This window comes from Pseudomonas sp. NPDC087358 (genome assembly GCF_044900785.1).
Lineage (GTDB): Bacteria > Pseudomonadota > Gammaproteobacteria > Pseudomonadales > Pseudomonadaceae > Aquipseudomonas.
Genome location: NZ_JBJDOA010000008.1, coordinates 65665 through 89915, shown reverse-complemented (window position 1 = coordinate 89915; position 24251 = coordinate 65665). Strand labels below are relative to the sequence as shown.

General features: G+C 62.4%; 24 protein-coding genes and 2 pseudogenes. 19 read left to right on the top strand and 7 right to left on the bottom strand.

Annotated elements, in window-relative coordinates; translation table 11 throughout:
- Window positions 1-148: 148 nt before the first annotated feature.
- Entirely contained in the window at window positions 149-493 is a 345-nt protein-coding gene (locus tag ACI2KS_RS19295; RefSeq protein ID WP_404622590.1) for a hypothetical protein, read from the bottom strand.
- Between the two features lie 298 nt (window positions 494-791).
- Here ACI2KS_RS19295 and ACI2KS_RS19290 point away from each other — a divergent pair, with 298 nt between their 5' ends.
- From ACI2KS_RS19290 to ACI2KS_RS19280, 3 genes are all read left to right on the top strand, one after another.
- Window positions 792-1931, top strand: coding sequence for a glutathione-independent formaldehyde dehydrogenase (locus tag ACI2KS_RS19290; protein WP_404622589.1), 1140 nt, complete (start codon window positions 792-794; stop codon window positions 1929-1931).
- Between the two features lie 134 nt (window positions 1932-2065).
- The gene (locus tag ACI2KS_RS19285) at window positions 2066-3166 is read left to right on the top strand and encodes an alpha/beta hydrolase (protein WP_404622588.1); all 1101 of its coding nucleotides are present in this window, start codon (window positions 2066-2068) and stop codon (window positions 3164-3166) included.
- A gap of 263 nt (window positions 3167-3429) precedes the next feature.
- Complete coding sequence (locus ACI2KS_RS19280) at window positions 3430-3657, top strand: hypothetical protein (RefSeq protein WP_404622587.1); 228 nt, start codon at window positions 3430-3432, stop codon at window positions 3655-3657.
- A gap of 48 nt (window positions 3658-3705) precedes the next feature.
- Here ACI2KS_RS19280 and ACI2KS_RS19275 read toward each other — a convergent pair whose 3' ends face one another.
- Window positions 3706-4593 carry an alpha/beta fold hydrolase gene (locus ACI2KS_RS19275; protein ID WP_404622586.1) on the bottom strand — a complete coding sequence of 296 codons (888 nt, stop codon included), beginning with the start codon at window positions 4591-4593 and terminating at the stop codon, window positions 3706-3708.
- A gap of 272 nt (window positions 4594-4865) precedes the next feature.
- Between ACI2KS_RS19275 and ACI2KS_RS19270 the strand changes: the two are divergent.
- The 3 genes and pseudogenes from ACI2KS_RS19270 to ACI2KS_RS19260 form a co-directional block, all read left to right on the top strand.
- Window positions 4866-5063 (top strand): annotated as a pseudogene (locus ACI2KS_RS19270) (LysR family transcriptional regulator); the annotation flags it as partial.
- A gap of 57 nt (window positions 5064-5120) precedes the next feature.
- A pseudogene (locus ACI2KS_RS19265) lies at window positions 5121-5597 on the top strand (SLC13 family permease); the annotation flags it as partial.
- A gap of 10 nt (window positions 5598-5607) precedes the next feature.
- A complete protein-coding gene (locus ACI2KS_RS19260) occupies window positions 5608-6315 on the top strand; it encodes a TerC family protein (protein ID WP_404622585.1) in 708 nt (235 codons plus the stop codon).
- A gap of 80 nt (window positions 6316-6395) precedes the next feature.
- Here the strand turns inward: ACI2KS_RS19260 and ACI2KS_RS19255 are convergent, their stop codons facing one another.
- From ACI2KS_RS19255 to msrA, 5 genes are all read right to left on the bottom strand, one after another.
- Window positions 6396-6749: a hypothetical protein gene (locus ACI2KS_RS19255; RefSeq protein WP_404622584.1), complete on the bottom strand. Its 354-nt coding sequence runs from the start codon at window positions 6747-6749 to the stop codon at window positions 6396-6398.
- Between the two features lie 310 nt (window positions 6750-7059).
- The gene (locus ACI2KS_RS19250; protein ID WP_404622583.1) at window positions 7060-8034 is read right to left on the bottom strand and encodes a GlxA family transcriptional regulator; all 975 of its coding nucleotides are present in this window, start codon (window positions 8032-8034) and stop codon (window positions 7060-7062) included.
- 131 nt (window positions 8035-8165) lie between these two features.
- Window positions 8166-9182, bottom strand: a complete 1017-nt coding sequence (locus tag ACI2KS_RS19245) for a sensor histidine kinase (protein ID WP_404622582.1) — start codon at window positions 9180-9182, stop codon at window positions 8166-8168.
- A gap of 207 nt (window positions 9183-9389) precedes the next feature.
- On the bottom strand, window positions 9390-10763 hold the full coding sequence (locus ACI2KS_RS19240) for an LLM class flavin-dependent oxidoreductase (protein ID WP_404622581.1): 1374 nt from the start codon (window positions 10761-10763) through the stop codon (window positions 9390-9392).
- A gap of 384 nt (window positions 10764-11147) precedes the next feature.
- Entirely contained in the window at window positions 11148-11666 is a 519-nt protein-coding gene (gene msrA / locus ACI2KS_RS19235; RefSeq protein ID WP_404622580.1) for a peptide-methionine (S)-S-oxide reductase MsrA, read from the bottom strand.
- A gap of 228 nt (window positions 11667-11894) precedes the next feature.
- On the opposite strand from msrA, the gene ACI2KS_RS19230 reads away from it, so the two are divergent.
- The 13 genes from ACI2KS_RS19230 to ACI2KS_RS19170 form a co-directional block, all read left to right on the top strand.
- Window positions 11895-12968 carry a UV damage endonuclease UvsE gene (locus ACI2KS_RS19230; protein WP_404622579.1) on the top strand — a complete coding sequence of 358 codons (1074 nt, stop codon included), beginning with the start codon at window positions 11895-11897 and terminating at the stop codon, window positions 12966-12968.
- Window positions 12965-13396, top strand: coding sequence for a DNA methylase (locus tag ACI2KS_RS19225; RefSeq protein WP_404622578.1), 432 nt, complete (start codon window positions 12965-12967; stop codon window positions 13394-13396). The genes ACI2KS_RS19230 and ACI2KS_RS19225 overlap by 4 nt, the downstream gene beginning before the upstream one ends.
- Window positions 13393-14121 (top strand): DUF72 domain-containing protein, encoded by a 729-nt coding sequence (locus tag ACI2KS_RS19220; RefSeq protein ID WP_404622577.1) that lies wholly within the window; start codon window positions 13393-13395, stop codon window positions 14119-14121. The genes ACI2KS_RS19225 and ACI2KS_RS19220 overlap by 4 nt, the downstream gene beginning before the upstream one ends.
- 178 nt (window positions 14122-14299) lie before the next feature.
- Window positions 14300-15421 carry a diguanylate cyclase gene (locus ACI2KS_RS19215; protein ID WP_404622576.1) on the top strand — a complete coding sequence of 374 codons (1122 nt, stop codon included), beginning with the start codon at window positions 14300-14302 and terminating at the stop codon, window positions 15419-15421.
- Between the two features lie 239 nt (window positions 15422-15660).
- Entirely contained in the window at window positions 15661-17286 is a 1626-nt protein-coding gene (locus ACI2KS_RS19210; protein WP_404622575.1) for an NADP-dependent glyceraldehyde-3-phosphate dehydrogenase, read from the top strand.
- Between the two features lie 184 nt (window positions 17287-17470).
- Complete coding sequence (locus ACI2KS_RS19205; RefSeq protein ID WP_404622574.1) at window positions 17471-18055, top strand: biliverdin-producing heme oxygenase; 585 nt, start codon at window positions 17471-17473, stop codon at window positions 18053-18055.
- Window positions 18056-18176: 121 nt separating this feature from the next.
- On the top strand, window positions 18177-19106 hold the full coding sequence (pcaQ, locus tag ACI2KS_RS19200) for a pca operon transcription factor PcaQ (protein WP_404622573.1): 930 nt from the start codon (window positions 18177-18179) through the stop codon (window positions 19104-19106).
- Window positions 19107-19238: 132 nt separating this feature from the next.
- On the top strand, window positions 19239-19958 hold the full coding sequence (gene pcaH / locus ACI2KS_RS19195) for a protocatechuate 3,4-dioxygenase subunit beta (protein WP_404622572.1): 720 nt from the start codon (window positions 19239-19241) through the stop codon (window positions 19956-19958).
- A 10-nt stretch (window positions 19959-19968) separates the two neighbouring features.
- Window positions 19969-20571 (top strand): protocatechuate 3,4-dioxygenase subunit alpha, encoded by a 603-nt coding sequence (gene pcaG, locus ACI2KS_RS19190; RefSeq protein WP_404622571.1) that lies wholly within the window; start codon window positions 19969-19971, stop codon window positions 20569-20571.
- Window positions 20572-20618: 47 nt separating this feature from the next.
- Entirely contained in the window at window positions 20619-21983 is a 1365-nt protein-coding gene (locus ACI2KS_RS19185; RefSeq protein WP_404622570.1) for a 3-carboxy-cis,cis-muconate cycloisomerase, read from the top strand.
- 16 nt (window positions 21984-21999) lie between these two features.
- The gene (pcaC, locus tag ACI2KS_RS19180; protein ID WP_404622569.1) at window positions 22000-22395 is read left to right on the top strand and encodes a 4-carboxymuconolactone decarboxylase; all 396 of its coding nucleotides are present in this window, start codon (window positions 22000-22002) and stop codon (window positions 22393-22395) included.
- A 344-nt stretch (window positions 22396-22739) separates the two neighbouring features.
- A complete protein-coding gene (locus ACI2KS_RS19175; protein ID WP_404622568.1) occupies window positions 22740-23627 on the top strand; it encodes a DMT family transporter in 888 nt (295 codons plus the stop codon).
- A gap of 217 nt (window positions 23628-23844) precedes the next feature.
- Window positions 23845-24251: hypothetical protein (locus ACI2KS_RS19170; RefSeq protein WP_404622567.1), on the top strand; the 407-nt coding region annotated here is incomplete at its 3' end.

The window sequence follows — 24251 nt, the reverse complement described above, 5'->3', positions numbered from 1 at the left end:
GTTAAAGACCAGGCTCTCTAACTGGCTGAAAGATCGAACATGAACGGCACGGCTGGGAAGTTTCCAGTCGTCGAATTACTTGAAAACCTTTTCGAAAACCCTCGAACGAAGGCGTTGGCAACGACACTCTTTCAAGAAGACCGGTAACTTATTCCGCCCGGAAATTCCAGACGATCTCGACCACTCGCTCTGAAATGAGCAAATAAACCAGCACGATCAATATCTGAAAAAACAGGTGGTAGCGTAATTTGCCGAGCCTGCGAATACCGTCGCTGACGTTGAGCATCATCAGCAGGGCCGATACGGCAATCAGCCCCCATCCGGCAAAGTTGGTGGCGGTCAGGCTCAGGAAATATCGGTGGCCGGTGTGCAGAGCGTTGGTTCCGGCAGCAAACAACAACGCACACAACACCATGTTCTTGAAGTTATCGAAGATCCGCGTGTTGAGGTCCTGGTCCAGCAACGCCAGATAACGTAGCCATATTTTTCGCATGGTTGCGGCCTGAAAGTGACTGCGCAGGGGCAGAAGGGAAGGTAGCGTCTTGGCGCTTTACCCTGGGGAGTATTGGGGGGAAACGACAATCCGCAAGGCAGCGGGTGCGGCTGGAGGCGGGCGGTGCCCGGAAACAGAAAGCCAGGTGATCGAATAATTCCGTGTTTCTGCTCAGCTGTAGGTGATTGCTCCACTCGTCTGTGTGCTTTTTAAAATGTTTGAACGACTTTGCTGCTGTTCCGGACAGACGTTGTGTGCGGACGAAATTCCCTGCTTCGTCTCTAAACCGGAGAACATCATGAAAGCAATCGTTTACAACGGCCCACGTGACGTGAGCGTGCAGAATGTGCCGGACGCGAAGATCGAAAAACCCACCGATGCGCTGGTACGCGTCACCACCACCAACATCTGCGGGTCAGACCTGCATATGTATGAAGGCCGCACCTCAATGGAGACCGGCCGAGTGTTTGGTCACGAGAACCTGGGCGAGGTGATCGAGGTCGGCTCAGGCGTGGATCGGGTCAAAGTGGGTGACCGGGTCTGCCTGCCGTTCAACATTGGCTGCGGCTTCTGCGAAAACTGCGAGAAGGGGCTGACCGGGTTCTGCCTGACCGCCAACCCTGGCAGCGCCGGCGCCGCCTATGGTTTCGCCGACATGGGCCCGTATCAGGGCGGCCAGGCCGAGATGCTCCGTGTGCCCTATGCCGACTTCAACTGCCTGGTGCTTCCCGAGGACGCTCAAGAGCGCGAAGACGACTACGTGATGCTGTCGGATATCTTCCCCACCGGCTGGCACGCGACTGAACTGGCTGGCCTGATGCCGGGCGAAAGCATTGCCATCTATGGCGCTGGCCCGGTGGGTCTGATGGCCGCGCACTCGGCGATGATCAAGGGCGCCTCGCAGGTTTTCGTGGTCGACAACCATCCCGATCGCCTGAAGCTGGCGGCACAGATGGGCGCCACCCCGATCAATTCGCTGGAGGCAGAGGCGGTTGACCAGATCCTCAACCTGACCCACGGCAAAGGCACCGACCGCGGCTGCGAATGTGTCGGCTATCAATGCTGCGACAAGCATGGCCATGAGGCCAATCATCTGACCATGAACAACCTGGTTGCATCGACCAAGGCCACTGGCGGGATCGGCGTCGTGGGGGTATTCGTGCCGCAGGATCCGGGTGCCAGCAACGAGCTGGCCAAGCAGGGCAAGATGGCCTTCGACTTCGGCGCGTTCTGGTTCAAGGGGCAGCAGATTCGTACCGGGCAGGCCAACGTCAAGGTCTACAACCGGCGTCTGGCAGAGCTCATTCACCACGGCCGGGCATCGCCGTCGCAGATCATTTCCCATCGCCTGAAGCTGGACGAAGGCCCGGATGCCTACAAGCACTTCGATGCCCGGGATGAAGGCTGGACCAAGGTCATTCTCAAACCTGCGGCCTGACCCTGACAGTCGATGAGTGCGCCGCGCCTGGCTGCGGCGCGCTTGACCGAGCTGTTCGCTCTGTTCGCTCTGATTACCTGTTGCGTCCCACAGGACTGGCTCTTGCGGCGACGGTGCACCCGAGGAATATAAAAATGCTAACAATCCATCGCAACTGGCTGTGCCTGTTATCGGCCGTGGGCGTCATGGCGATTCTCAACGGATGTGCGCGTGATCCTGAAAAACACTCCGTCTCGGAACTGGCGGTCAGCGGCACCAAGAGCATGCTGCGCACCGATTCAGACATGCAGAAAGTCTTGAACAAATTCGCGAGCTTCGATGCCAAGGCGGTGGAAAAAACCACCCCGGCCGAGGCGCGGCAACAGCCGACCATGGCCGATGCGGTGAAGGGCGTACTGGCTGACCAGAAGCGTGACAGCACGCCCACCGCGCTGGTACCGGGGGTGACCACCCGCGACATCAGCGTGCCGGGTGCCGGCGGGAATATGCCGGCCACCGTCTATACCCCATCGGGTGACGGCCCGTTCCCGGTAGTGCTGTATTTCCATGGCGGCGGCTGGGTGTTCGCTGACCGCAAGGTCTACGATGGCGGCGCCAGAGGCATCGCCAAACAGGCCAATGCGGTGGTGGTTTCCGTCGACTACCGCCTGGCACCGGAGAACAAGTTCCCGGCGGCCCATGATGATGCCCTGGCGGCCTACCGCTGGTTGACCACTCATGCCAGCACGGTCAATGGCGACCCGCAGCGCCTGGCACTGGCCGGGGAAAGCGCGGGCGGTAACCTTGCGGTGGCGACTGCGGTTGCGGCCCACAAGGCAGGATTGACCGCGCCCCGGCATGTGCTGTCGGTGTATCCGGTGGCTCAGTCCAGTACCGACACCGAGTCGTACCTGAAGTACGCCGATGCCATGCCCCTCAATCGGCCGATGATGCTGTGGTTCATCGCCCAGGTGACCAGCAGCGCGGCCGACGCCAAGGACCCCCGAATCGACCTGGTGCACGCCAACCTGCAAGGTCTGCCCCCAGTGACCATCGTCAATGCCGAGATCGACCCGCTGCGCGACGATGGCGCCCAGTTGGAACAGGCATTGCGCAGTGCCGGTGTGAGTGTCGAGCGGCGCTTGTACCCAGGTGTTACCCACGAGTTCTTTGGCGCGGCAGCGGTGGTGCAAAAAGCCCGGGACGCCCAGGACTATGCAGGCGAACGGCTGAAGGCGGCATTCGCAACCCAATGACCCGCGTCTCACATAGGACTCCGGGTGGGTCATCCGCTCGGTAGCCTACTGTCGGCGTCGTCCTGCAACCGCTCGCACGCGGCCGGTGGTACGTCGGTTATCGCCGCTGGCGCGACGGGCTTACCCGCCGACATTGACGAACGGTAGGCGACAGTTGGAACGAATGTGCCACTACACCTTCAAAGGCTTACTAGTGGCAGTTTGCCGCGCAAGCCCGAATAAGGACGGTTCAGGCACCCACCGACCAGCGCCTGAGGGGCTCTATGCAAGACAACACCGTCACCACCACGCTGTTGCACGCGATCCTGAAGAACCAGCACGCGATCACCGATGCGTTGCTGACGTTGGCCGATTTTGTGGAGAAGCTCGAGCAGCAGGGAAGCGGCGCTGTGGCCCAAGCAGTTCGGCGATCGGTACAGACTGTCGACGACAGCAAACTGGTGGTGGGCCTGTGCATCAGCGAACTGATGCGCGATTCCCGACTGCAGTGAGCATGCCGTTCGGGAATCTGTCGTCAGTCTCTGCGCAGGCGCTGGCCTTCACTCGGCAAGCAGGCTCAGTACCGCTTCGGCGAACGCGGCTGGCGCTTCTTGCGGGATGTTGTGCCCGGTGCCGGCGAGCACCTTTCTGCTGACCGGGCCGCTGAACCCGTGCACCGCCGCAGCACCTTCGCGCTTGGACGACACGCCGTCATCGGCGCCTCCCAGAACCACGGTCGGCACCGAGATCGGCAACCGCTGGGCGAGCATCTGCTGGATCTGGGCATAGCGCGGATCCCCCTCCACCAAGCCGAAACGATGGCGGTAGGAATGGGTGACGACATCCACGAAATCAGGATTGGAGAACGACGCTGCGGTGGCCTCGAACGCCTCGTCGGCAAAGCCCCAGCTGGGCGACCAGAGCTCCCACAGTAACCGGCAAAATGCCTGGCGATGGGCGGCAAGGCCGGCATAGCCGCGCTCGCCATGCAGGTAGTACTGATACCACAGGCGGCGTTCGGCTTCAGGCAACGCGGGGCTACCGGCCGCTGCGATGTCCTGAATGTTGTACCCCGGATCACAACTGACCAGCCCGATTACCCGCTGTGGCCAGAGCGCTGCGACGACACAGGCCGCGCGACCGCCCCAGTCGTATCCAGCCAGAACCGCACGCTGGATGTTCAGCGCGTCAAGCAACGCCAGAAGGTCGGCGCCCAGCGCTGCCTGCTCCCCTGAACGGGGCGTGTCGGCATCGATGAAGCGCGTCGGCCCGTAGCCTCTCAGGTAAGGCACGATGCACCTGCAACCTGCGTCGGCGAGAATGCGCGATACCTCGTCGAAGGCATGCACGTCGTAGGGAAAGCCATGCAGCAGCACCACCGCCGGGCCATCGGCGGGGCCGACGTCCAGGTATGCGGTTTGCAGTACGCCAGCCAGAATCTGTTTCATGTCTCGCTCCGATGTCTTCGTTGAGTCGTGCATACGGCCAGGTGATCGCCAGCCGCAACGGCCAGGGATCAAGTTTTAAGACCGTCAATGCCCGGCAGAAGTCGACTCAATCGCCTGTCTGTGGCGCGCAGCGTGCCTGAACCAGGCTACAGGCAAGTGACGTTGGCGATGACAGCGGATGCGCATCGCCCTCACACATCGTCGAGTGTGCTGCGCTCACATCTGCATCCTTGATGGGGTAACCTGCGCCCAACTGCGGCTGTGCGGACCCGATGGCGCCTTTTATGAGCATCAACCTTCAGATACGTGATCTGTCTTACTTCATGAAAATCGCTGAGTTGGGGCATTTGGGCCGGGCTTCGGAGGTCCTGCATATTTCCCAGTCAGCCTTGTCCAAATGCATCGACCGGTTGGAGGAGGCCTACGGCGCCGAGCTGTTCGAACGGGCAGGGCGCAGCATCAGACTGACCGGCGCCGGGCAGCTGTTACGCGAGCGTTCGCAACTGGTTGAACGGGTGCTGGATGTGGAGCAACTGGCGTTGCACGCGCCGCCGATTCTCGCGGTCTCCAGCCTGATTTTTGCGGCAGGGGTGTTCACCGGTGTGCTGTCCGGTACGGGCATGGCGAACGCCGTGGCCACCGGCCTGCTGCAGGTGATCCCTGACAGTCTTGGCCCCTACATGGCGGTCATCACGGCTTTGTTGAGCATCCCGGTGACCTGGCTGGTGTCGAACGATGTGTTTTATTTCGGTATCCTGCCCATCCTCGCCGAGACCGCTCAGCATCACGGGATCAGCGCGGTGGAAATGGCTCGTGCCTCGTTGGTCGGGCAGCCGGTGCATATTCTCAGCCCGCTGGTCGCATCCACGTACCTGGTGGTGAGCATGCTCAAGCTCGACTATGCCGAGAACCAGCGCTTCACCATGAAGTGGTCGGTGATCAACTGTTTCATCCTGCTCGCCGTGTCGCTATTGACCGGCATCTTCCCGCTGTTCGTCCGTTAAAGGTTTTTACATGAGCTGGCTTTACGACCCCTTCATCTGGACTGCGCTGGCGCAGATCGTCGCCATTGACCTGCTGCTGGGCGGCGACAACGCGGTGGTGATTGCCATGGCCTGCCGACGCCTGCCTCGCGAGCTGCAGACCAAGGCAGTCTATGGCGGCATGCTCGGCGCCATCGTGTTGCGGGTGGTGATGCTGTTCTTTGCCGTGCACCTTCTGGCCTTGCCCTTGCTCAAGCTTATCGGCGCGGTGCTGTTGCTGTGGATCGGCATCAAACTGGCGGCCAATCAGGACGACGGCGACGAGCAGATCGATGGCGGTACCCGGCTGTGGACGGCCATCAAGACTGTCATCGTCGCCGACGTGGTCATGTCGCTGGACAACGTGCTGGCGGTCGCCGCAGCGGGCGACGGTCACCTTTATCTGGTGGCATTTGGGGTGCTGATCAGCATTCCGATCATCGTCCTGGGCAGCCGCTTCGTGCTGGCGGTCATGGAGCGGTTCAGCTGGCTGGTCGTCGTCGGTGGCGGGCTGATCGGCTGGATCGCCGGCGGCATGGCGGCCAGCGACCCGGCCCTGCAACCGTATCTGCCAGGCGTCGAGTGGCTGCACTGGGCCGTCAGTGCTGCCGCGGCGGTGATCGTGGTGCTGGTCGGGCGCTGGCTGGGGCATCGGAGTCAGCGTCGGGAGCTGGCGCAAGAGGCAGGCCCCGAGGTTTGAAAACCTCTGCGCTCGGTGAGGCTGCATGAAAAAGGCCGTTGTCAGTGATGACAACGGCCTTTTCAGTTCAGGTTACGCGCTTACCAGCGGCCGTCTCCACGGCCGTGGTCGTAACCGCGATCATAGCCCCTCTGATAGCCACGGTCGTAGTAGCCGCGCGGTGGTGGCGGGGCGAACCGGCGATATTCCACTTGCGGGCGCACCGGCACGTACGCCACGGGCTGGTATTGCGGCTGATAGCGCGGTTGTGGCTGATAGCCCTGGTAGCGGGGGTGATGGTCATGGCCCGAACCGCTGATCACGGTAGCCAGGACCGCGCCAACGGCTGCTCCGGCGATGACAGGCACTATCACATCGCGCTCGTTGGCGGACGCCGCTGTGGCGGCAACCAGTAAACCGGACAGGATCAAGGCTTTAGTCATCTTCGAAAACATGGTGTCTCCTCTGGCGGCATGTGTGGGTTCGCCATGGACGTATGAAACACCCGTTTCGTGTAAAGGCACGTCTGGATTGGGTAAAGGTTGGGTAAAGCGCGGGGTAGGGTGGCGCTGCGGCTTCTGCTCGCCGGGGGCATCGGCGTGCTGGCGAACAGGGTGAGGCAGGCGGCCGTGCGGCGGCTGGACTGACGCATTCGCCAGCAAGCCGGCTCCTACAGGTTCGGCGTCGTGGATCACGCATGCTTTTGATTCTGGCCGCAGGCCGTGGCATTCGGGCCAGCGATCCCGGTCACCCGGCGCCCGCCGTTCACTCGCCGCCGAACTGCTGGCGGTATTGCACCGGGGACATGCCGATGCGCTCGCTGAACAGCTTGCGCATGTGCCTGGCGCTGCCAAAACCGCAGCGCGAAGCGACGACTTTCAATGGCAGGGCGCAGCTTTCGAGCAATTTACGGGCATGATCGATGCGGGCGTTGTGCACGTATTGCATTGGCGTGACGCCGACGTCGCGCTGGAACGCCCGGGCGAAGTTGCGCGGGCTCATGGCCGCGACTTCGGCCATGCGCTCGACGGTGTAGGGCTGGTCAATATGATCGACGACATAGGCTTGCACCCTGGCAATAGCACTTCCGTCACGCGGGACGGCGGCCAGCAAAGGGCCGTAGGGTGTCTGGCCGCCTTGGCGTTTCATCACCACCAGCATGACCTTGGCCACCTCCAGCGCCAGTTCCTTGCCATGGTCCTCGGCAACCACGGCCAGGGCCATGTCGATGCCGGCGGTGATCCCGCCGGAGGTGATCAGGTTGCGATCCATGACGTAGATCTGCTCGGTTTCCACCCGTGATTCGGGATGACGCCGGGCCAGGCGCTCGACGTAATTCCAGTGCGTGGTGCAGCGGTAGCCGTCGATCAGACCGGCATCGCCCAGCAGGAACACGCCGGTGCAAATGGCACCGAACCGCCGGGCGCTGCGTGCGGCGTCTGGCAGCCATTGGTTGAGCTCGGGATGGCTGACACCGTATGCACCGGGGCCGCCCGGCACCAGCAGCAGATCAACGTTGCGCGGGCAGTCCTCAAGGCGCAGGTCGGCTTGTACCTTCAGCCCGCAGGAGCTGCGCACCAGCCCGTGCCGATCGGCGATGGTCAGCAATTGATAGTGTTTTTCCCTGGGCAGCAGACGATTGGAGATCGAAAAGACATCCATCGGGCCGGTCACGTCGAGCATCAGCACGTCGTCGAATAGCACCATCACCACTGTTTTGTGAGTACCAACGTCCTGCATGCCTCAATCGCCTTATTCTGACCCCGACCGGCAGCGGCCAATGGGGCGCTAGCCGTCCAGGGCGGCAGTGTAGGCAGATTTCGCAAGATTGCGGTACAGATGACTGTCGAGTCAGCGGATCAGATGGGGGCTTAGTGATTGGTGCAGCCGGCGGGCAACTGAAAGCGAATCCTGGCCCCACCCATGGGCGACGACTCGGCACACAGGCTGCCTTTGTGCGCCTCGACCACCGATCTGCAGATGGTCAGGCCCATGCCCAGCCCGCTGTGCTTGGTCGTGTAGAACGCGCCGAAGATCTGCTCGCGTTCCTCGATCGGGATACCCGGGCCATTGTCCTCGACCGACACCTGCACCCCGTCATCCAGCAGGCAGGAGGACACCCGCACGATGCCAGCGGACGCTGCAGGTCCGCTGACCGCCTCCAGCGCGTTGGTAATCAGGTTCAAGACCAGTTGCTGAATTTGCACCGGATCGGCAATCACGTATTGATCGGCCAGCAGCTGCGTCTGCAGCGTCACATTTTGCCTGGCCAGCGCAGGCGCGCTCAGGCGCAAGACTTCGCGGATGACCTCATCGACGTTGAGCCGTTCGGATTTTGGCGGTGACTGCCTGGCCAGTGCCCGCAACGCGGCAACGATGTCCGCCGCCCTCTGGCATTCGGCGCGAATGTCCTTAAGGCCGCAGATGGCTTCATCCAGATCCGGTGTTTCACGTTGCAACAGACGCACGCACGCGGCGGCGTTGGAGGCGATGGCCAGCAGCGGCTGGCAGATTTCATGAGCGATCGAGACGCTCAGTTCACCCATGACTTTCAGGTGAGCGTTGCGCGCCGAGTCGGCCGCAGCGCACGCCGGTTGGTCAAGGCCCTGGCCACGATCGGCTGACGTCGAGGCTGGCGCAGGTTCAGAGACGAGCGTCTGGCTCGGGGTGTTGGTCTGCGGCGACCACAGCTGGAGCATGGCCAGGCGCTGCCCGGATGCCGATGTCGGCAGGGGACTGATGGCGATACCGCTGTTGGGGTCCGGAAACAGGCAATACGCTAGCGCCGGTGCCGGGCGCAACGGCGACATGTCGTAGTGCTCGGGCCAGGGTTGATCGGCCACGCCACTGGTGTCTGCTGAGCGTTGAGAAAGACGTAGGTCTGGCATCGAGCCCCCGGATTTGAAGCGCCTCGTGTCGTTGCGCGAGTATACCCGGGGATATCGCCGAGAACGCTCTGGGGCCGTGCTTTGGCAGAATCAGGCACCCTCATGGCTGTTACATTCCCCTGAGGGCGCTCACGGGGCAGCGCTGAATCCATTCACCGCGCCGACAGGACGCGACACGCTGCGCCTCGGACATCACCCCGGCTGCAATCAGACGACCACCGGCTGCTCGCGCAACAACGTGGCCGGGTGCGCGGGGTAGGGCAGGCCCAGACGCTCGCGCAGGGTGTTGCCGGACGGTCCGTCCACCGGCACCAGGCCGCGACGTTTGAGTTCCGGCAGGATCAGCGAGATGAAGTCGTCCAGGCCTTCCGGGTAGGTGGGCGGGAGGATGTTGAAGCCGTCCGCGCCGTAGCCTTCGAACCAGGCCTGCAATTGGTCGACCACCTCCTGCGGCGACCCCACCAGAGTCCAGTGACCGCGCGCGCCGGCCAGGCGCAGGTACAGCTCACGGATGCTCAGCCCTTCGGCGGCCAGTTGCAGGATCAGCTGCTGACGGCTTTTCGACGCGTTGGTGGCGGGCAGGTCCTGCGGCAGCGGCCCATCCAGCGGCAGCTGGGAAAGGTCGACGCCACCGAGCAACCCCGACAGCAGACTCAGGCCAACCTGTGGATGCACCAGATCCTGCAGGCGCTGGTGCTTGGCGTGGGCCTGGGCTGACGTCGGTGCGGTGAAGATGGTGACACCGGGCAGGATCTTGATGTGTTCGGGCTTGCGTCCCAGCACGGCGGCGCGGGATTTGATATCGCTGTAGAAGGCCTGCGCATCGGCCAGGCTCTGGTGCGCGGCGAAAATCGCCTCGGCCGTTGCGGCGGCCAGCGCGCGTCCATCCTCGGAGGCCCCTGCCTGGACCAGCACGGGCTTGCCTTGCGGTGAGCGCAGCACGTTCAGCGGCCCGCGCACGTTGAAATGCTCACCCTGATGATCGGTGATGTGCAGTTTGTTGCGATCCAGGAACACGCCTTTTTCCTTGTCCAGCAGCAGCGCGTCGTCTTCCCAGCTGTCCCACAGCTTGTCGACCACCTGATGAAACTCCCGCGCCCGGCCGTAGCGATCGGCATGGGCTGCCTGCTGACCCTGTGAGGCGCCGCCGAAGTTCTTCGCCGCGTCAGGGTCGCTGCTGGTCACCAGGTTCCAGCCGACCCGCCCGCCACTGAGCTGATCGAGCGAGGCGAACTGCCGCGCCAGGTTGAAAGGCTCGCTGTAGCTGGTGCTGGCGGTGGCCACCAGGCCGATGCGCGAGGTCACCGCCGCCAATGCTGAAAGCAGCGTCAAGGGCTCGAAACTCAGGCTCGGTGCAATGACCCGGTCGAAAGTGGGCGCATCGATGCCGCGCACCGAGACGCTATCGGCCAGGAACAAGGTGTCGAAGCCGGCTGCCTCGGCCTTGCGCGCCAGGTCGATGAAATGATCGAGCCTGATCCCGGCATCGGCCTGCGAGCCACTGTCGCGCCAGGCGGCGATGTGGTGTCCGGTTGCGCGCAGGAACAGGCCGAGCTTGAGGGTGTCAGTGCGTTTGCTCATGGAATGACTCCGTGTGTCCATCAGGATTTGGCAGGCGACAGCGCGCGCCAATGCAACAGGCCGCCGTTCGGGGGATGCAGCGTTTGATGGTTCAGCGGAGTGCAAGGGGTGTGCCGCTGATGACAACCGGCTGCGCACCCTTGATTCGAGAGGGGGTAGAGCGGTGCACTGCTGGCTGGATGCGGGTGATGTGTGGCTGATCGTCACCGCATTGCGCGATGACTGTTGCCAGAGCAACAGCAAAAGCTGAAGTCGCGTTACCCGCGCGACTGGCCAGTGGCGGCGATCTGGACCGCCCCACCGGCCATCCCGGCAGGTCAGGCTGGACCTGCACAACGAGGTTCTATCGTGCGGCGGCCTGACCCTTGCTGACGCTGCGGCCTGTCACTGCGAAGCTGAACCCCGGGTCGGCAGCTTCCAGCCCGGTCTGATGAAATGGCAGGTGTAGCCGTTGGGGATACGTTCGAGGTAATCCTGATGCTCGGGTTCGGCCTCCCAGAAGGCACCTGCAGGGGCCAGTTCGGTAACCACCTTGCCCGGCCACAGGCCCGATGCGTCGACGTCTTCGACGGTGTCTTGGGCAATGCGTTTTTGCTCGTCGTCGAGGTAGAAGATCGCCGAGCGATAACTCACGCCCCGGTCATTGCCCTGGCGATTGGCCGTGGACGGGTCGTGTATCTGAAAGAAGAATTCGAGAATCTGCCGGTAGCTGATCAGTTCGGGGTCGAACACGATTTCAATCGCTTCGGCGTGAGTGCCATGGTTGCGGTAGGTAGCGTTCTCGACGTCACCGCCCGAGTAGCCGACCCGCGTCGACAACACGCCGGGATAGCGGCGCAGCAGGTCCTGCATGCCCCAGAAACAACCGCCAGCGAGCAGCGCGGTTTCGGTTTGCGTGGTCATTGTCCAATCCTTCCTCTGCGTAAGCCTGAATGTGCTGCCCAGTCTGCTCGCCGGCCGTTGGCTCATGCAAGCGGGTCGGTCGGGTGTCGGGCGCAGAAGCTGCGATGCCTCTCGCCGAGCCTGAATCTGCCCGATGGAAAAAACAGCGAACTCCCCGGCCTCTGGCAAAGTCCATCTTTGACACGCTCAGTCTTGAAGGAACGGCCCCACGGGCCAGATGGCGCACACATGACCCTTGCTCGAATCGGCTTTGCCTGCCAGTACCGGCATCATCAGCGGGACTTGTCGCTCAAGGAGCTCAAGGCGCTGGAGGGTGCGCTCAACCCGCGCACCACGACCTTGCGCTGGATGGACAGCGTGACGGCCCAGGTTGCCGGCGAAAAGCTTCGGCAGGTCGTCGAGCACAATCTGCAGGCGCAAAAGCGTCTGTTGGACTATGTGGCGCAACTGCCGCTGGCAAGGCGCATGTTGCGCCTGAGCAGCGATCTGCTGCCCTTCTACAGTCACCCGAGAGTCGCCGCGTTTTATCGGGACCCGGACGTTGCCTCGCTGCTCGAGCGGGGCTTTGCTGTCATGGGTGAAGTCGCCCGGCAGGCCGACATTCGCCTGTCATTTCATCCCGGCCAGTACTGCGTACTGGGGTCGGACAGACCCGAGGTGGTCGACAACAGCCTGGCCGAATTCGAATACCACGCCGACATGATCCGCATGATGGGCTATGGCGCATGCTTCCAGGACTTCAAATGCAACGTGCATATCGCCGGGCGTCTGGGGGTGGATGGCATCCGCAGCGTATGGCCGCGGCTGTCGCAGGTGGCACGCAACTGCATCACCTTCGAAAACGAGGAGAAGATCTACGGGGTTGACGATTGCCTGCAACTGACCGATCTGGCGCCGGTCGTGCTGGACATTCATCACTGCTGGATCAACGAAAACGATTACATCGCCCCTGATGACCCGCGCGTGGCACGCATTATCGACAGCTGGAGGGGCGTGCGGCCGGTCATGCATTACTCCCAGCCGTCCGAGAGCCTGGAGCAGCTGGGTTTCGCAGCGTGGCAAAAGCTGGAAATGGACGCGCTGCTGAGGGTGGTCAGCAAGCGCGACCTTTACGGTCACAGCGCACGGATGTGGAATGCCTGGACCAATGCCTACGCGCTCAGGTTCCTCGATCGCTTCGACATCATGTTTGAAGCCAAGGACAAGAATCTCGCCGCTGAGGCGTTCTATCAGCAGTACGTCGTGGGCGACTTGCAACACGTGGCCGACGGCCCGTCGTCTGTGCACAGAGGTGAACTATGACCAAGCAGATCAGCGCCCACGACTTGAACATCAGGCTCGATGACGCCGACGAAGAGGGGCTGTTCAGATGGTTGCTGGCCAGCTTTCTGATGGGCAAGCGTATTCAGGCGGCCATCGCCGCGGACGCCTACCGGGTCATCGTCGACAAGCACCAGCGCGATACGCCGCGCAAGTTGGCCAACTGCACCCACCGCGAGTTGGTGGCCATGCTGGGGGAGGCCAATTACGTGCGCTATGACGAGTCCACCGCCGATCGCCTGCATGCCCTGGCGCGCAAACTCAACGACGAATACGCCGGCAAGATCGGCGATATGAAGGCCGCCAGTGCCGACCGCAAAGCATTCGAACAGCGCCTGATGGCGTTTGACGGGATCGGCCCCAAGACCGTCGAGATATTCATGCGTGAAGCGGGCAGGGTCTTGTATTGAGCCCGCCTTCAACATTCATTGGCTGTGCAGGCTGGAGCCTCAGCCGCGAACAGGCGCCGGCGTTTGCCAGCGACGGCTCGCATTTGCAGCGCTATGCCTCGCGCCTGAACGCAGTGGAAATCAACAGCTCGTTTTATCGCCCGCATCGCCCGCAGACCTATGCAAAATGGGCGGCGTCGGTGCCGCCTGGATTTGTCTTCTCGGTCAAGCTGCCCAAGCTGATCACCCATGTGCAGCGTCTGCAGGACTGCGAGGCGGCGCTGGATGACTTCCTCTCGCAATGCACCTTGCTGGCGGATCGACTCGGCTGCCTGCTGGTGCAGTTGCCACCGTCGTTGCAGTTCGACGCGCCGATCGCCGAGGCGTTCTTCACTGCGCTGCGAGAGCGCTTCAGCGGCCAGGTGGTGCTCGAACCGCGGCATGCGTCCTGGACCGGGAGCCAGGCGTTGCTGGTACAGCATCGCATTGCCCAGGCCGGGGTCGATCCTTCGCGCATCAGCACCGACCCCGCGCCCAGCGGCTGGCTGGGGCTTAAATACTGGCGCCTGCATGGCTCGCCGCGCATCTATCACAGCGCCTACGAGCCGGCTCGCCTTGAGCAACTGGCACGCGAGCTTCATGAGGCGCAGGTCGCGGGTACGCAGGCATGGTGCATTTTCGACAACACGGCAAGCGGTGCCGCATTGGCCAACGCATTGATGTTGACCAGCCTGACGGCCAGGTAGCCGATCGAGCGTTGAAGAGGGGTTTTGACTGTCTAGACGGCGGGTTTCAGGCCAATTTCAGCTGTTTGTGTGCTGCAAGGCCCAAATATCCGCCGTTTGATGACGAGCGAGTTGTGTGGGGTCATGGCAGGGTGCCACAATCGCCCCATGTCACCCTGGCATGGGCAGGCGCCAAGCGATGTACCTCCTTGAAGTCCAAGAACGCGATGTTCTGATCCGCAGCCAAGTGCGGACCGATCGCTTGCACCTGCTGTTTCGTCAGTCCTTTTTCTCTGTGCTGGGCAGTGTTCTGGCGGCCCTGATGTTGAGCTGGTTGTGCTGGGAGCGGGTGGGCCACGAGCTGGTGGGCTGCTGGCTGGGGCTGCTCAGCGCGTCGACCCTGCTGCGGGTGGCCTTGTTGACCCTTTATTTTCGAAGTCCGGTGGACACCCGCACGCCGCAGCGCTGGGAGCGCAGCTACTGGCTGACGCTGGTGCTGTCGGCAACGATCTGGGGTGGCGGTGCCCTGGCGTTGATGCGCCCGGGCGATCTGCTGACGCAGGCGCTGGTGCTGTTGTTCACGGTCGGCATGTCGGTCAGCGCGGTGTCCTGCTATTCGGCGTACCGAAGCATGACCATCGTTTCCATTGCCCTGGTCCTGCTGCCTTGTTCGCTCTGGCTGCTGTTTCAGCCTGGCTCGACCCAGATCGGCATGGCCGCCGCTTCGTTGGTGTTTGCTTCGTTCGTGATCAGCGCAACCCGCAAGCTGTCCGATGCGATGGAAAGAGCATTCCGCCTGACGCGGGAAATGGCCTGCGCCCACAGTATCGCCATCCATGCCGCCCAGACCGATGAGCTGACGGGCTTGAAAAACCGCCGGGCTTTTTTTCACCAGGCCGGGCACACCTACGAGCGTTGCAAGCGCGAGCGAATCCCGCTGTGCGCATTGATGATCGACATCGACCACTTCAAGCACATCAACGATTCCTATGGCCACCAGGCAGGCGATCAGGTGCTTCGACTGATCGGCGGGGTGATTCGCCACTCCATCGGCGAGGAAGACATCTGCGGCAGGCTGGGCGGAGAGGAATTCGCGCTGCTGCTGACCGACACCACCCTCGATCTCGCCCGCACCACCGCCGAACGCCTGCGCCAGGCCATCGCCCAGCTGCCCTGCGAGCACGTCGAGGGCATCACCGCCAGCCTGGGCGTGGCCTGCATGGGCGCTGGCGACCAGGACGTGCACATGCTGCTCAACGACGCAGACAAAGCGCTGTTTCGGGCCAAGGCCCAAGGGCGCAATCGCACAGCCGTGGCGTAATAGCCGGGTTGCTGATGATTGGGGTGGGACAGTCAAGGTTGCAGTGTCAGGACTGACGCGTTCGCCAGCAAGCCGGCCCCTACAGATTTCGTATTGCTGCCAGTTGCAGTCCGGCTTGCCGGCGCGGCGAGCGTTGTCTGTCACCCGGTTGTGACATTTGTCGCAAGTCTTTTCATTCGCCTCCGGCTGTGGCGTAGTGTCTGCCGAGCACCATGACCGACTGGAAGAGGTAAATACCGATGACCCTGCAAAACCGCCTGGATAACCTGTACCCGAGCGCCGATGAGATTCCCGAGCAGTTCCGTGCAGGCCCTGCCATCGAGCAGCGCGATTATCTGGTCAACGGCGAGCTGCATCAGTGGCAAGGCCCTCTGGCGCCGGTGCTCAGCCCTGTGTCGTTGAAAACCGCTGCCGGGCTTGAGTCGGTGGTGTTGGGCAGTACGCCGCTGATGGATGCCGACACCGCAATGACCGCCCTGGACGCTGCAGTCAAAGCCTATGACCGCGGACAGGGTGCCTGGCCGACCATGCGCGTGGTCGAGCGAATTCACCACGTCGAGACCTTCCTCAAACTGATGCGCGAGCAGCGCGATGCAGTAGTGACGCTGCTGATGTGGGAGATCGGCAAGAATCTCAAGGATTCGCAGAAAGAGTTCGACCGCACCTGCGACTACATCGTCGACACCATCAACGCGCTCAAGGAACTGGATCGACGCTCCAGCCGTTTCGAGCTCGAGCAGGACACCCTCGGTCAGATCCGTCGCGTGCCACTGGGCGTGACCCTGTGCATGGGCCCCTACAACTACCCGCTCAACGAAACCTTCACCACGCTGATTCCGGCGCTGATCATGGGCAACACGGTGGTGTTCAAGCCGGCAAAATTCGGCGTGCTGCTGATTCGTCCGCTGCTCGAAGCCTTCCGCGACAGCTTCCCGGCCGGGGTGATCAACGTGATCTACGGCAGCGGTCGCGAGACCGTCAGTGCGCTGATGGCCAGCGGCAAGATCGACGTGTTCGCCTTCATCGGTACCAACAAGGCCGCCAGTGCCTTGAAAAAACTCCACCCCAAGCCCCACCGGCTGCGCGCAGCCCTGGGACTGGACGCCAAGAACCCGGGGATCGTGCTGCCGGACGTCAACCTGGACAACGCCGTCAGCGAGGCCATCACCGGCTCCCTGTCGTTCAATGGCCAGCGCTGCACCGCGCTGAAGATCCTGTTCGTGCACGAAAACGTGGTTGGCAGTTTCCTCGAGAAGTTCGAAGAGAAACTCGCCCAGCTCAAACCCGGCATGCCGTGGGAGCCGGGCGTATCACTGACGCCGCTGCCGGAGCCTGGCAAGACCGAATACCTGCAGGGGTTGGTTGACGATGCCGTGAGCAAGGGCGCCAAGGTCGTCAACGAGGGCGGCGGCAGCACCCACCAGCAGTTCTTTTACCCAGCCGTGCTGTACCCGGTGACGGCGGACATGCGCGTCTATCACGAAGAGCAGTTCGGCCCCGTGGTGCCGGTGGTGGCGTATCGCGACCTGGATACAGTCATCGAATACGTGCTCGATTCGGACTTCGGTCAGCAACTGAGTATCTTCGGCAACGACTCCAAGCAGGTCGGGCGTCTGGTGGATGCGTTCGCCAATCAGGTCGGCCGGATCAACATCAATGCCCAGTGCCAGCGTGGCCCGGACAGCTTCCCGTTCAACGGGCGCAAGAATTCGGCCGAGGGCACGCTGTCGGTGCATGACGCATTGCGCGTGTTCTCGATTCGCACGCTGGTGGCGACCAAGTTCCAGGAGAGCAATAAAGAGCTGATCAGCGACATCATCCACAATCGCGAGTCAAGCTTCCTGACCACCGATTACATCTTCTGAGCCATTGATTTACACCCGGGCGCCGCGTGCATTAGTGTGCGCGGTAGCCATTTGCCTTGAACCTGCGAATGCCGCCGTACTCCAAGCTCCTTCCACACTGACTGGACGCCCATCGCCCTTGGTCCACGCTAGCCCTCAATTGCCCACCGGCAACGTCACGACCTCGCCATCGCCTGTGCTGCACATGCTCCGCGCAGCCACCGCCACGCGGCACAAGTCGCTGGAAGCCAGACTTCCGCTGACCCATCCCGATCTCGATCAACACACCTATGCGCGCATCATCGCAGCCTATTATGGCTTTCATGTACCGCTGCAGCGCCGGATCGACGCCTTTCTCGGTCCGCACGGCTTGGACCCCGAGCGACATAAAATCCCGGCATTGCTCAAGGATCTGCAGGCGCTGGGCTTGAACCACGCGCAGATCGACGCCCTGCCGCTGTGCGAAGAGCTCCCCGGCCTCGATGCCCAGGCCCACTTGCTGGGCATCATGTATGTCATGGAAGGCGCCACGCTGGGAGGGCAGGTGCTGCGCAGAATCATTGCCCAACGGCTGTCGATCGACGCAGACACTGGCGGTGAATTTCTCGACGTCTATGGCCGCGACACCGGGCGGCTGTGGAAAGCCTTCCTGAAACAGTTGGCTGACTTCGATCACCCCGAACACAACGCGCAGGTCATCGATGCGGCCTGCATGACCTTCGCCTGCTTCGAAGCCTGGCTGGATCGCGCAGGCGTGCTCAAGCCAGGGCAGATGGCGGCGTCGCTGTAGCCGCGAGGGTTTTGCAGCGCTGGCGTTTGAGCGCGCTACCTTCGGCAAACCGCGCGCCTGGAGTGATAGCATCTGCTGCTTGCTGCATCTCGTTTCCACGCCGCACAAGGGCGTTTCTGCCGTGAATATCGACACCCGCATCAAATTCCGTCATCTGTTGTGCTTTCTCGAAGTCGCGCGCCAGGGCAGTCTGGCCAAGGCAGCGGACAAGCTCGCCATCAGCCAGCCAGCGCTGTCCAAGACTCTCAAGGAACTGGAGGGCTTGCTCAATGCCAGCCTGTTCGTGCGCAGCAAGAGCGGCGCGGCGTTGACCGAGGCAGGCGTGGCCTTCATGCGTTACGCCGGGCCCAGCGTGCAGTCCCTGCGCGAGGGGGTGAACAGCCTGCGCAGTGGCGAACATGAGCCGGTGACGGTGCGTCTGGGTGTGTTGTCCACCGTCGAGAGTCTGTTGGTGCCGGAGGTGATCTGCCGCCTGCATGGCCGTCATCCGGCATTGGTGGTCAGTGTCGCCACCGGGCCCAGCGCCTATCTGCTGTCGCAATTGCGCCTTGGCGAACTGGATCTGGTGGTGGGGCGCATGACGGACAGCCCGCAGATCCTGGGCCTTAGTTTCGAGCACCTGTACAGCGAATCGATGACCCTGGTGGTGCGCGCCGGTCACCCGTTGCTCAGCGCCGGCGACCACCGTGCAACGCTGGGAGACTTTCCCCTGGTGTTGCCCTTGGCTGGCACTACCATCCGCAAGTTTGCCGACAGCCTGTTCGTTCAACACGGCATCGATCCGCCACGCCAACGCCTGGAAACGCTGTCGCTGACGTTGAGCCGACGCTACGCGCAATGCAGCGATGCGGTGTGGATCGCGCCGCTGGACGCGGTGCACCTGGACCTGAGTCGCGGTGATCTGGTCGAGCTCAACCTTGGCATGCGCGAGCCGGGCGGCTCGGTGGGGCTGTGCAGCAATCCGGCATTGCCGCTGTCCATCGCGGCCCAGTGGTGCGTAGACGCCTTGCGTGAGGTGGGTCAAGCCTACCGCGAGGGGAGCTATCCATAACCATTTGGTTATGGATGCCGCTGTTCTTTTCAGTTTTAGCGAGGTCCAGAGCGCGGGACACTGCCGCATCGCCTGCAGCCGGTCCCCGTGCATGCAGGCGCAGACCTCCAATAACTAAAACAGGAGACCGGCATGTCTGACGCCCACGACAGCCGCTTTGCCATTCGCGACCGCAACTGGCACCCCAAGGCCCTGACCCCTGATTACAAGACTTCGATCCTGCGCTCGCCGCGCCAGGCGCTGGTCAGCATCCCGCAGTCGGTATCGGAAACCAGCGGCCCGGACTTTCGCCATCTGCAATTCGCTCGTCACGACGCCGATCTGTTGCTCAACTTCAATAACGGTGGATTGCCCATTGGCGAGCGGATCATTGTCGCCGGTCGGGTCATCGACCAGCATGGCAGACCGATCCCGCATACCTTGGTGGAGATGTGGCAGGCCAACGCCGGCGGTCGCTACCGACACAAGAAGGACGCCTATCTGGCGCCGCTGGACCCCAATTTCGGCGGGGTCGGCCGCTGCCTCACCGACCGCGACGGCAACTACAGCTTTCGCACGGTCAAGCCGGGCCCGTACCCGTGGCGCAACGGTCCCAACGACTGGCGTCCGGCGCACATCCACTTTTCCATCAGCGGCCCTTCGATTGCGACGCGCCTGATCACCCAGTTGTATTTCGAGGGCGACCCTTTGATCGCGATGTGCCCGATCGTCAAGTCCATCGCCGACCCTGACGCGGTGCAGAGCCTGATCGCCAGACTCGACATGAGCATGGCCAATCCCATGGATTGCCTGGCTTACCGCTTTGATATCGTCCTGCGCGGCCAGCGCAAGACCCACTTCGAAAACGTCTGAGGAGGAGCACATGCCCGTCAAGATTCTTTCAGAAACCCCTTCCCAGACCGCTGGCCCCTACGTGCACATTGGCCTGGCGCTGGAAGCGGCAGGCAACCCGGCTCGCGAGCAGGAAATCTGGAATGAGATGGCCCGCCCCGAGGCACCCGGCGAGCACATTGTGCTGCTCGGACACGTCTACGACGGCAACGGGCACCTGATTCGCGACTCATTCCTGGAGTTGTGGCAGGCCAACGCTGACGGTGAGTACGACGCCGAGTATGACGTGAGCAAAGCGTTCAACGGCTTCGGCCGCACCGCGACCACCGACGAAGGCGAATGGTTGGCCAGGACCATCAAGCCGGGAATGGTGCGTAACGCCGCCGGGGTGCCCATGGCGCCGCACATCAACGTGTCGCTGTTCGCCCGCGGGATCAACATCCACCTGCAGACCCGCCTGTATTTCGATGACGAAGCGCAGAGCAACGCCGCAGACCCTGTGTTGAATCTGATCGAGCAACCGCAGAGGCGCCAGACATTGATCGCCAAACGCTGCACGGTCGACGGCAAGTTGGCCTATCGTTTCGACATCCGTGTGCAAGGTGAAGACGAGACCGTGTTCTTTGACTTCTGATCAGCCCACAGGATGCCCGCTATGGACGAGCCGTCAGGAGCAGTACGTTGAATAGATCCGGCAATCAGTTGTTCGACCGTTATTTCACTCAGGCGCCGATGCGCGATATTTTTTCCGACCATGGCCGCGTGCAGGGCATGCTTGATTTCGAAGCTGCGCTGGCCCGGGCCGAAGCGGCTGTCGGTGCCGTGCCCACCGAGGTGGTCGACGACATCGTGGCCGCCTGCGACGCCTCCTTGTACGACTTCGACGCACTGGCGGTGGCCATCGGCAATGCCGGCAACTCGGCCATTCCCTTGGTCAAGGCGCTGGGCAAGCAGATCGCCACGCGCAATCAAGCCGCCGAACGCTATGTGCATCTGGGCGCCACCAGCCAGGATGTGATGGACAGCGGGCTGGTCTTGCAATTGCGCAGTGCGGTCAGCCTGCTGGAGCAGGGTCTGGTCAACCTGGGCGATGCGCTGGCGCAACAGGCCCAGCGCCATGCAGGCGTTCCGATGCCGGGACGCACCTGGTTGCAGCAGGCCACGCCGATTACCCTTGGCGCGAAAATCGCCGGATGGCTGGGAGCGGTCACCCGCCATCGCCAGCGACTTCGGGAGCTCAAGCCACGGCTGTTGAGCCTGCAGTTCGGCGGCGCGTCGGGTAGCCTGGCGGCACTGGGCGAAATGGCCTTCCCGATTGCCGAAGCGCTGGCCCGTGAGCTCAAGCTCAATCTGCCTGATCAGCCTTGGCACACCCAGCGCGATCGTCTGGTGGAGTTCGCCTGTCTGTTGGGCATGATCGCCGGCAGCCTGGGCAAGATCGGCCGCGACATAAGCCTGCTGATGCAGACCGAAGCGGGCGAGGTGTTCGAGCCGGCCGCGGCGGGCAAGGGCGGTTCGTCCACCATGCCGCACAAGCGCAACCCGGTGGGGGCGGCGGTGATGATCGGTGCAGCCACGCGCGCGCCAGGGTTGGTCGCGACCCTGCTCGGCGCCATGCCGCAGGAGCATGAGCGCAGCCTGGGCCTATGGCACGCGGAATGGGAGACCCTGCCGGAATTGTGCTGCGTCGTCTCGGGCTCGTTGCAACAGGCGCTGGCGGTGATCCCCGGCCTTGAGGTCGATGCACAACGCATGCGCCAGAATCTCGACCTGACCCGGGGCCTGGTGCTGGCCGAAGCCGTCAGCATCGCCCTGGCACAGCGGGTCGGTCGCGATACGGCTCATCATCTGGTCGAGCAATGCTGCAGGCGCGCGGTCGAGCAAGGCACCCATTTGCGCCAGGTGCTGGGCGCCGAGCCTGCAATCACGGCGCAGTTGTCGGGCCAGGCGCTGGACAATCTGCTCAACCCTGCCCATTACCTGGGGCAGTCAAAGCGCTGGATCAAACGCGCGGTGGCTGACCATCAGGCTTTCAATCTTCGCTGATTTCACGGGAGTGAAAATGGACGAGCAACAACGTTATGAAGCGGGCATGCACGTGCGCCGCGAGGTGCTGGGCGATGCCCACGTGGACCGCAGCCTGGAAAAACTCACACCGTTCAATGGTGAGTTTCAGGAAATGATCACGCGCCACGCCTGGGGCGACATCTGGACCCGGCCGGGGCTGACGCGGCACACCCGCAGCCTGATCACCATCGCCATGCTGATCGGCATGAACCGCGAGGGGGAACTGCGCCTGCATCTGCGCGCTGCGAAAAACAACGGCGTCAGTCGCGATGAGATCAAGGAAGTGCTGATGCAGAGCGCGATCTACTGCGGCATCCCGGCGGCCAATGCGAGCTTTCACCTGGCCGAAGAGGTCTGGAGCGAGTTGGGAGTGGAGTCGCTGGATACGTGAGTTCTGGAATACGCTCCTTAAAGGAGCAATCGGAGGTTACGACGGGCCCGAAGAGGCCGGTACAGGCGATACATCATTGTCGCTTGTACTTGAGTCTTCGCGAGCAAGCTCACTCCTACAGTGGGTTTGAGGTTGGCAAGCCGATAGGGTCAACATTCAAATTCCTGTGTGTACACGGTTGCGGAAATTCTGGAATGGTTGCCAGAACCTTCTGGAATACCTAAATAATGTTTCACGTTTGTTTGGTTATCTGACCACGGCTTCTATATTCTTTCCCTGTCTACCCGAATGCACAGAGCAGCATGGGACCGACCACGCACTCACGCAGGGCCAAAGGAAAGCTGATGAGTACCACGAGCACGCCGCTCTCCGGCGTCAACCAGCCGCTCAAGGGCATCGCGCTGATCGTCCTTGCGACTTTTCTGTTCTCCAGTCACGACACCCTGTCCAAATACCTGTCCGGCATTTACCCGATCATGATGGTGGTCTGGGTGCGTTATGTGGTGCACACCGGTTTGATGGCTTGCATCTTCATGCCCTCGGCGGGCTTGCGTGTGTTGCGCACCAAGAAACCGGGTCTACAGGCGCTTCGGGCCACCTGCTTGCTGGGCACCAGTCTGCTGTTCACCAGCGGCCTTATGTTCATCCCGATTGCCGAGGCGACGGCGGTCAACTTCCTTGCGCCGCTGCTGGTGACGGCATTGTCGGTGCCGCTGCTCAAGGAGCAGGTGTCACGCGGCCAGTGGATCGCCGTGCTGGTGGGGTTCTGCGGGGTGATGGTGATTGTCCATCCCGGTGGTGAACTGTTTACCCCGGCCGTGTTACTGCCCTTGGGCTCGGCGCTGTGTTTCGCCTGTTATCAATTGCTCACCCGGCTGGTTGCCGCCCATGACAGTCCGACCACCAGCAACTTCTTTGCCGGACTGTTCAACAGCCTGCTGATGAGCGCCATCGTGCCGTTCTTCTGGCAGTCGCCGGAGTGGAAGCACATCCCGTTCATGCTGGCACTGGGCACCTGCGGCATGGTCGCGCACCTGATGCTGACCCAGGCATTCCGCTTCGCCGCCCCTGCGTTGCTGGCGCCTTTCGGTTATTGTCAGATCGTGTTCGCCGGCATGTGGGGTTTTCTGGTGTTCAACCACGCCCCATCGCTGACCGCGCAAGCGGGCATCGCCATCATCTGCCTCAGCGGTCTGGCCGCGGCCTGGCAGCAGCGCAAGAAAGGCGGCTAGGCGCGCTGAGGTACAGGCAGTCTGGAGCCGGCTTGCTGGCAAAAACGTCAGTGCTGTCACGACTGTGTTGAATGACTCAGACCCCTTCGCCAGCGAGCCGGCGCCTACGGCCTTCGGCCAGAATCAAGAGCAAGTACGCATTCGTCAGCAAGCCGGCCTGCGGCCAGAATCAAAGGCGCGTGCTGCTTCTGCCCGAAGGGCGTGGGAGTCTGCCGGGGTGGCGCTCCACCTTGCCGACGATCTGCCGGGCACCGGCAGTGAATCCAGACGCCTGGGTTGTATCAGACACACCGCAGTTGCAGGACTTGCTGGCGCTTCGCACCAGATCGCGAGCAAGCTTGCTCCCACGGCCTTCGGCCAGAATCAAGAGCAAGTACGCATTCGTCACAAGGCGGCCTGCGGTCAGAATCATGTGCAAGTACGCATTCGTCACAAGGCGGCCTTCAGCCAGAATCAAAGGCGCGTGCTGCTTCTGCCCGAAGGGCGTGGGAGTCTGCCGGGGTGGCGCTCCACCTTGCCGACGATCTGCCGGGCACCGGCAGTGAATCCAGACGCCTGGGTTGTATCAGACACACCGCAGTTGCAGGACTTGCTGGCGCTTCGCACCAGATCGCGAGCAAGCTG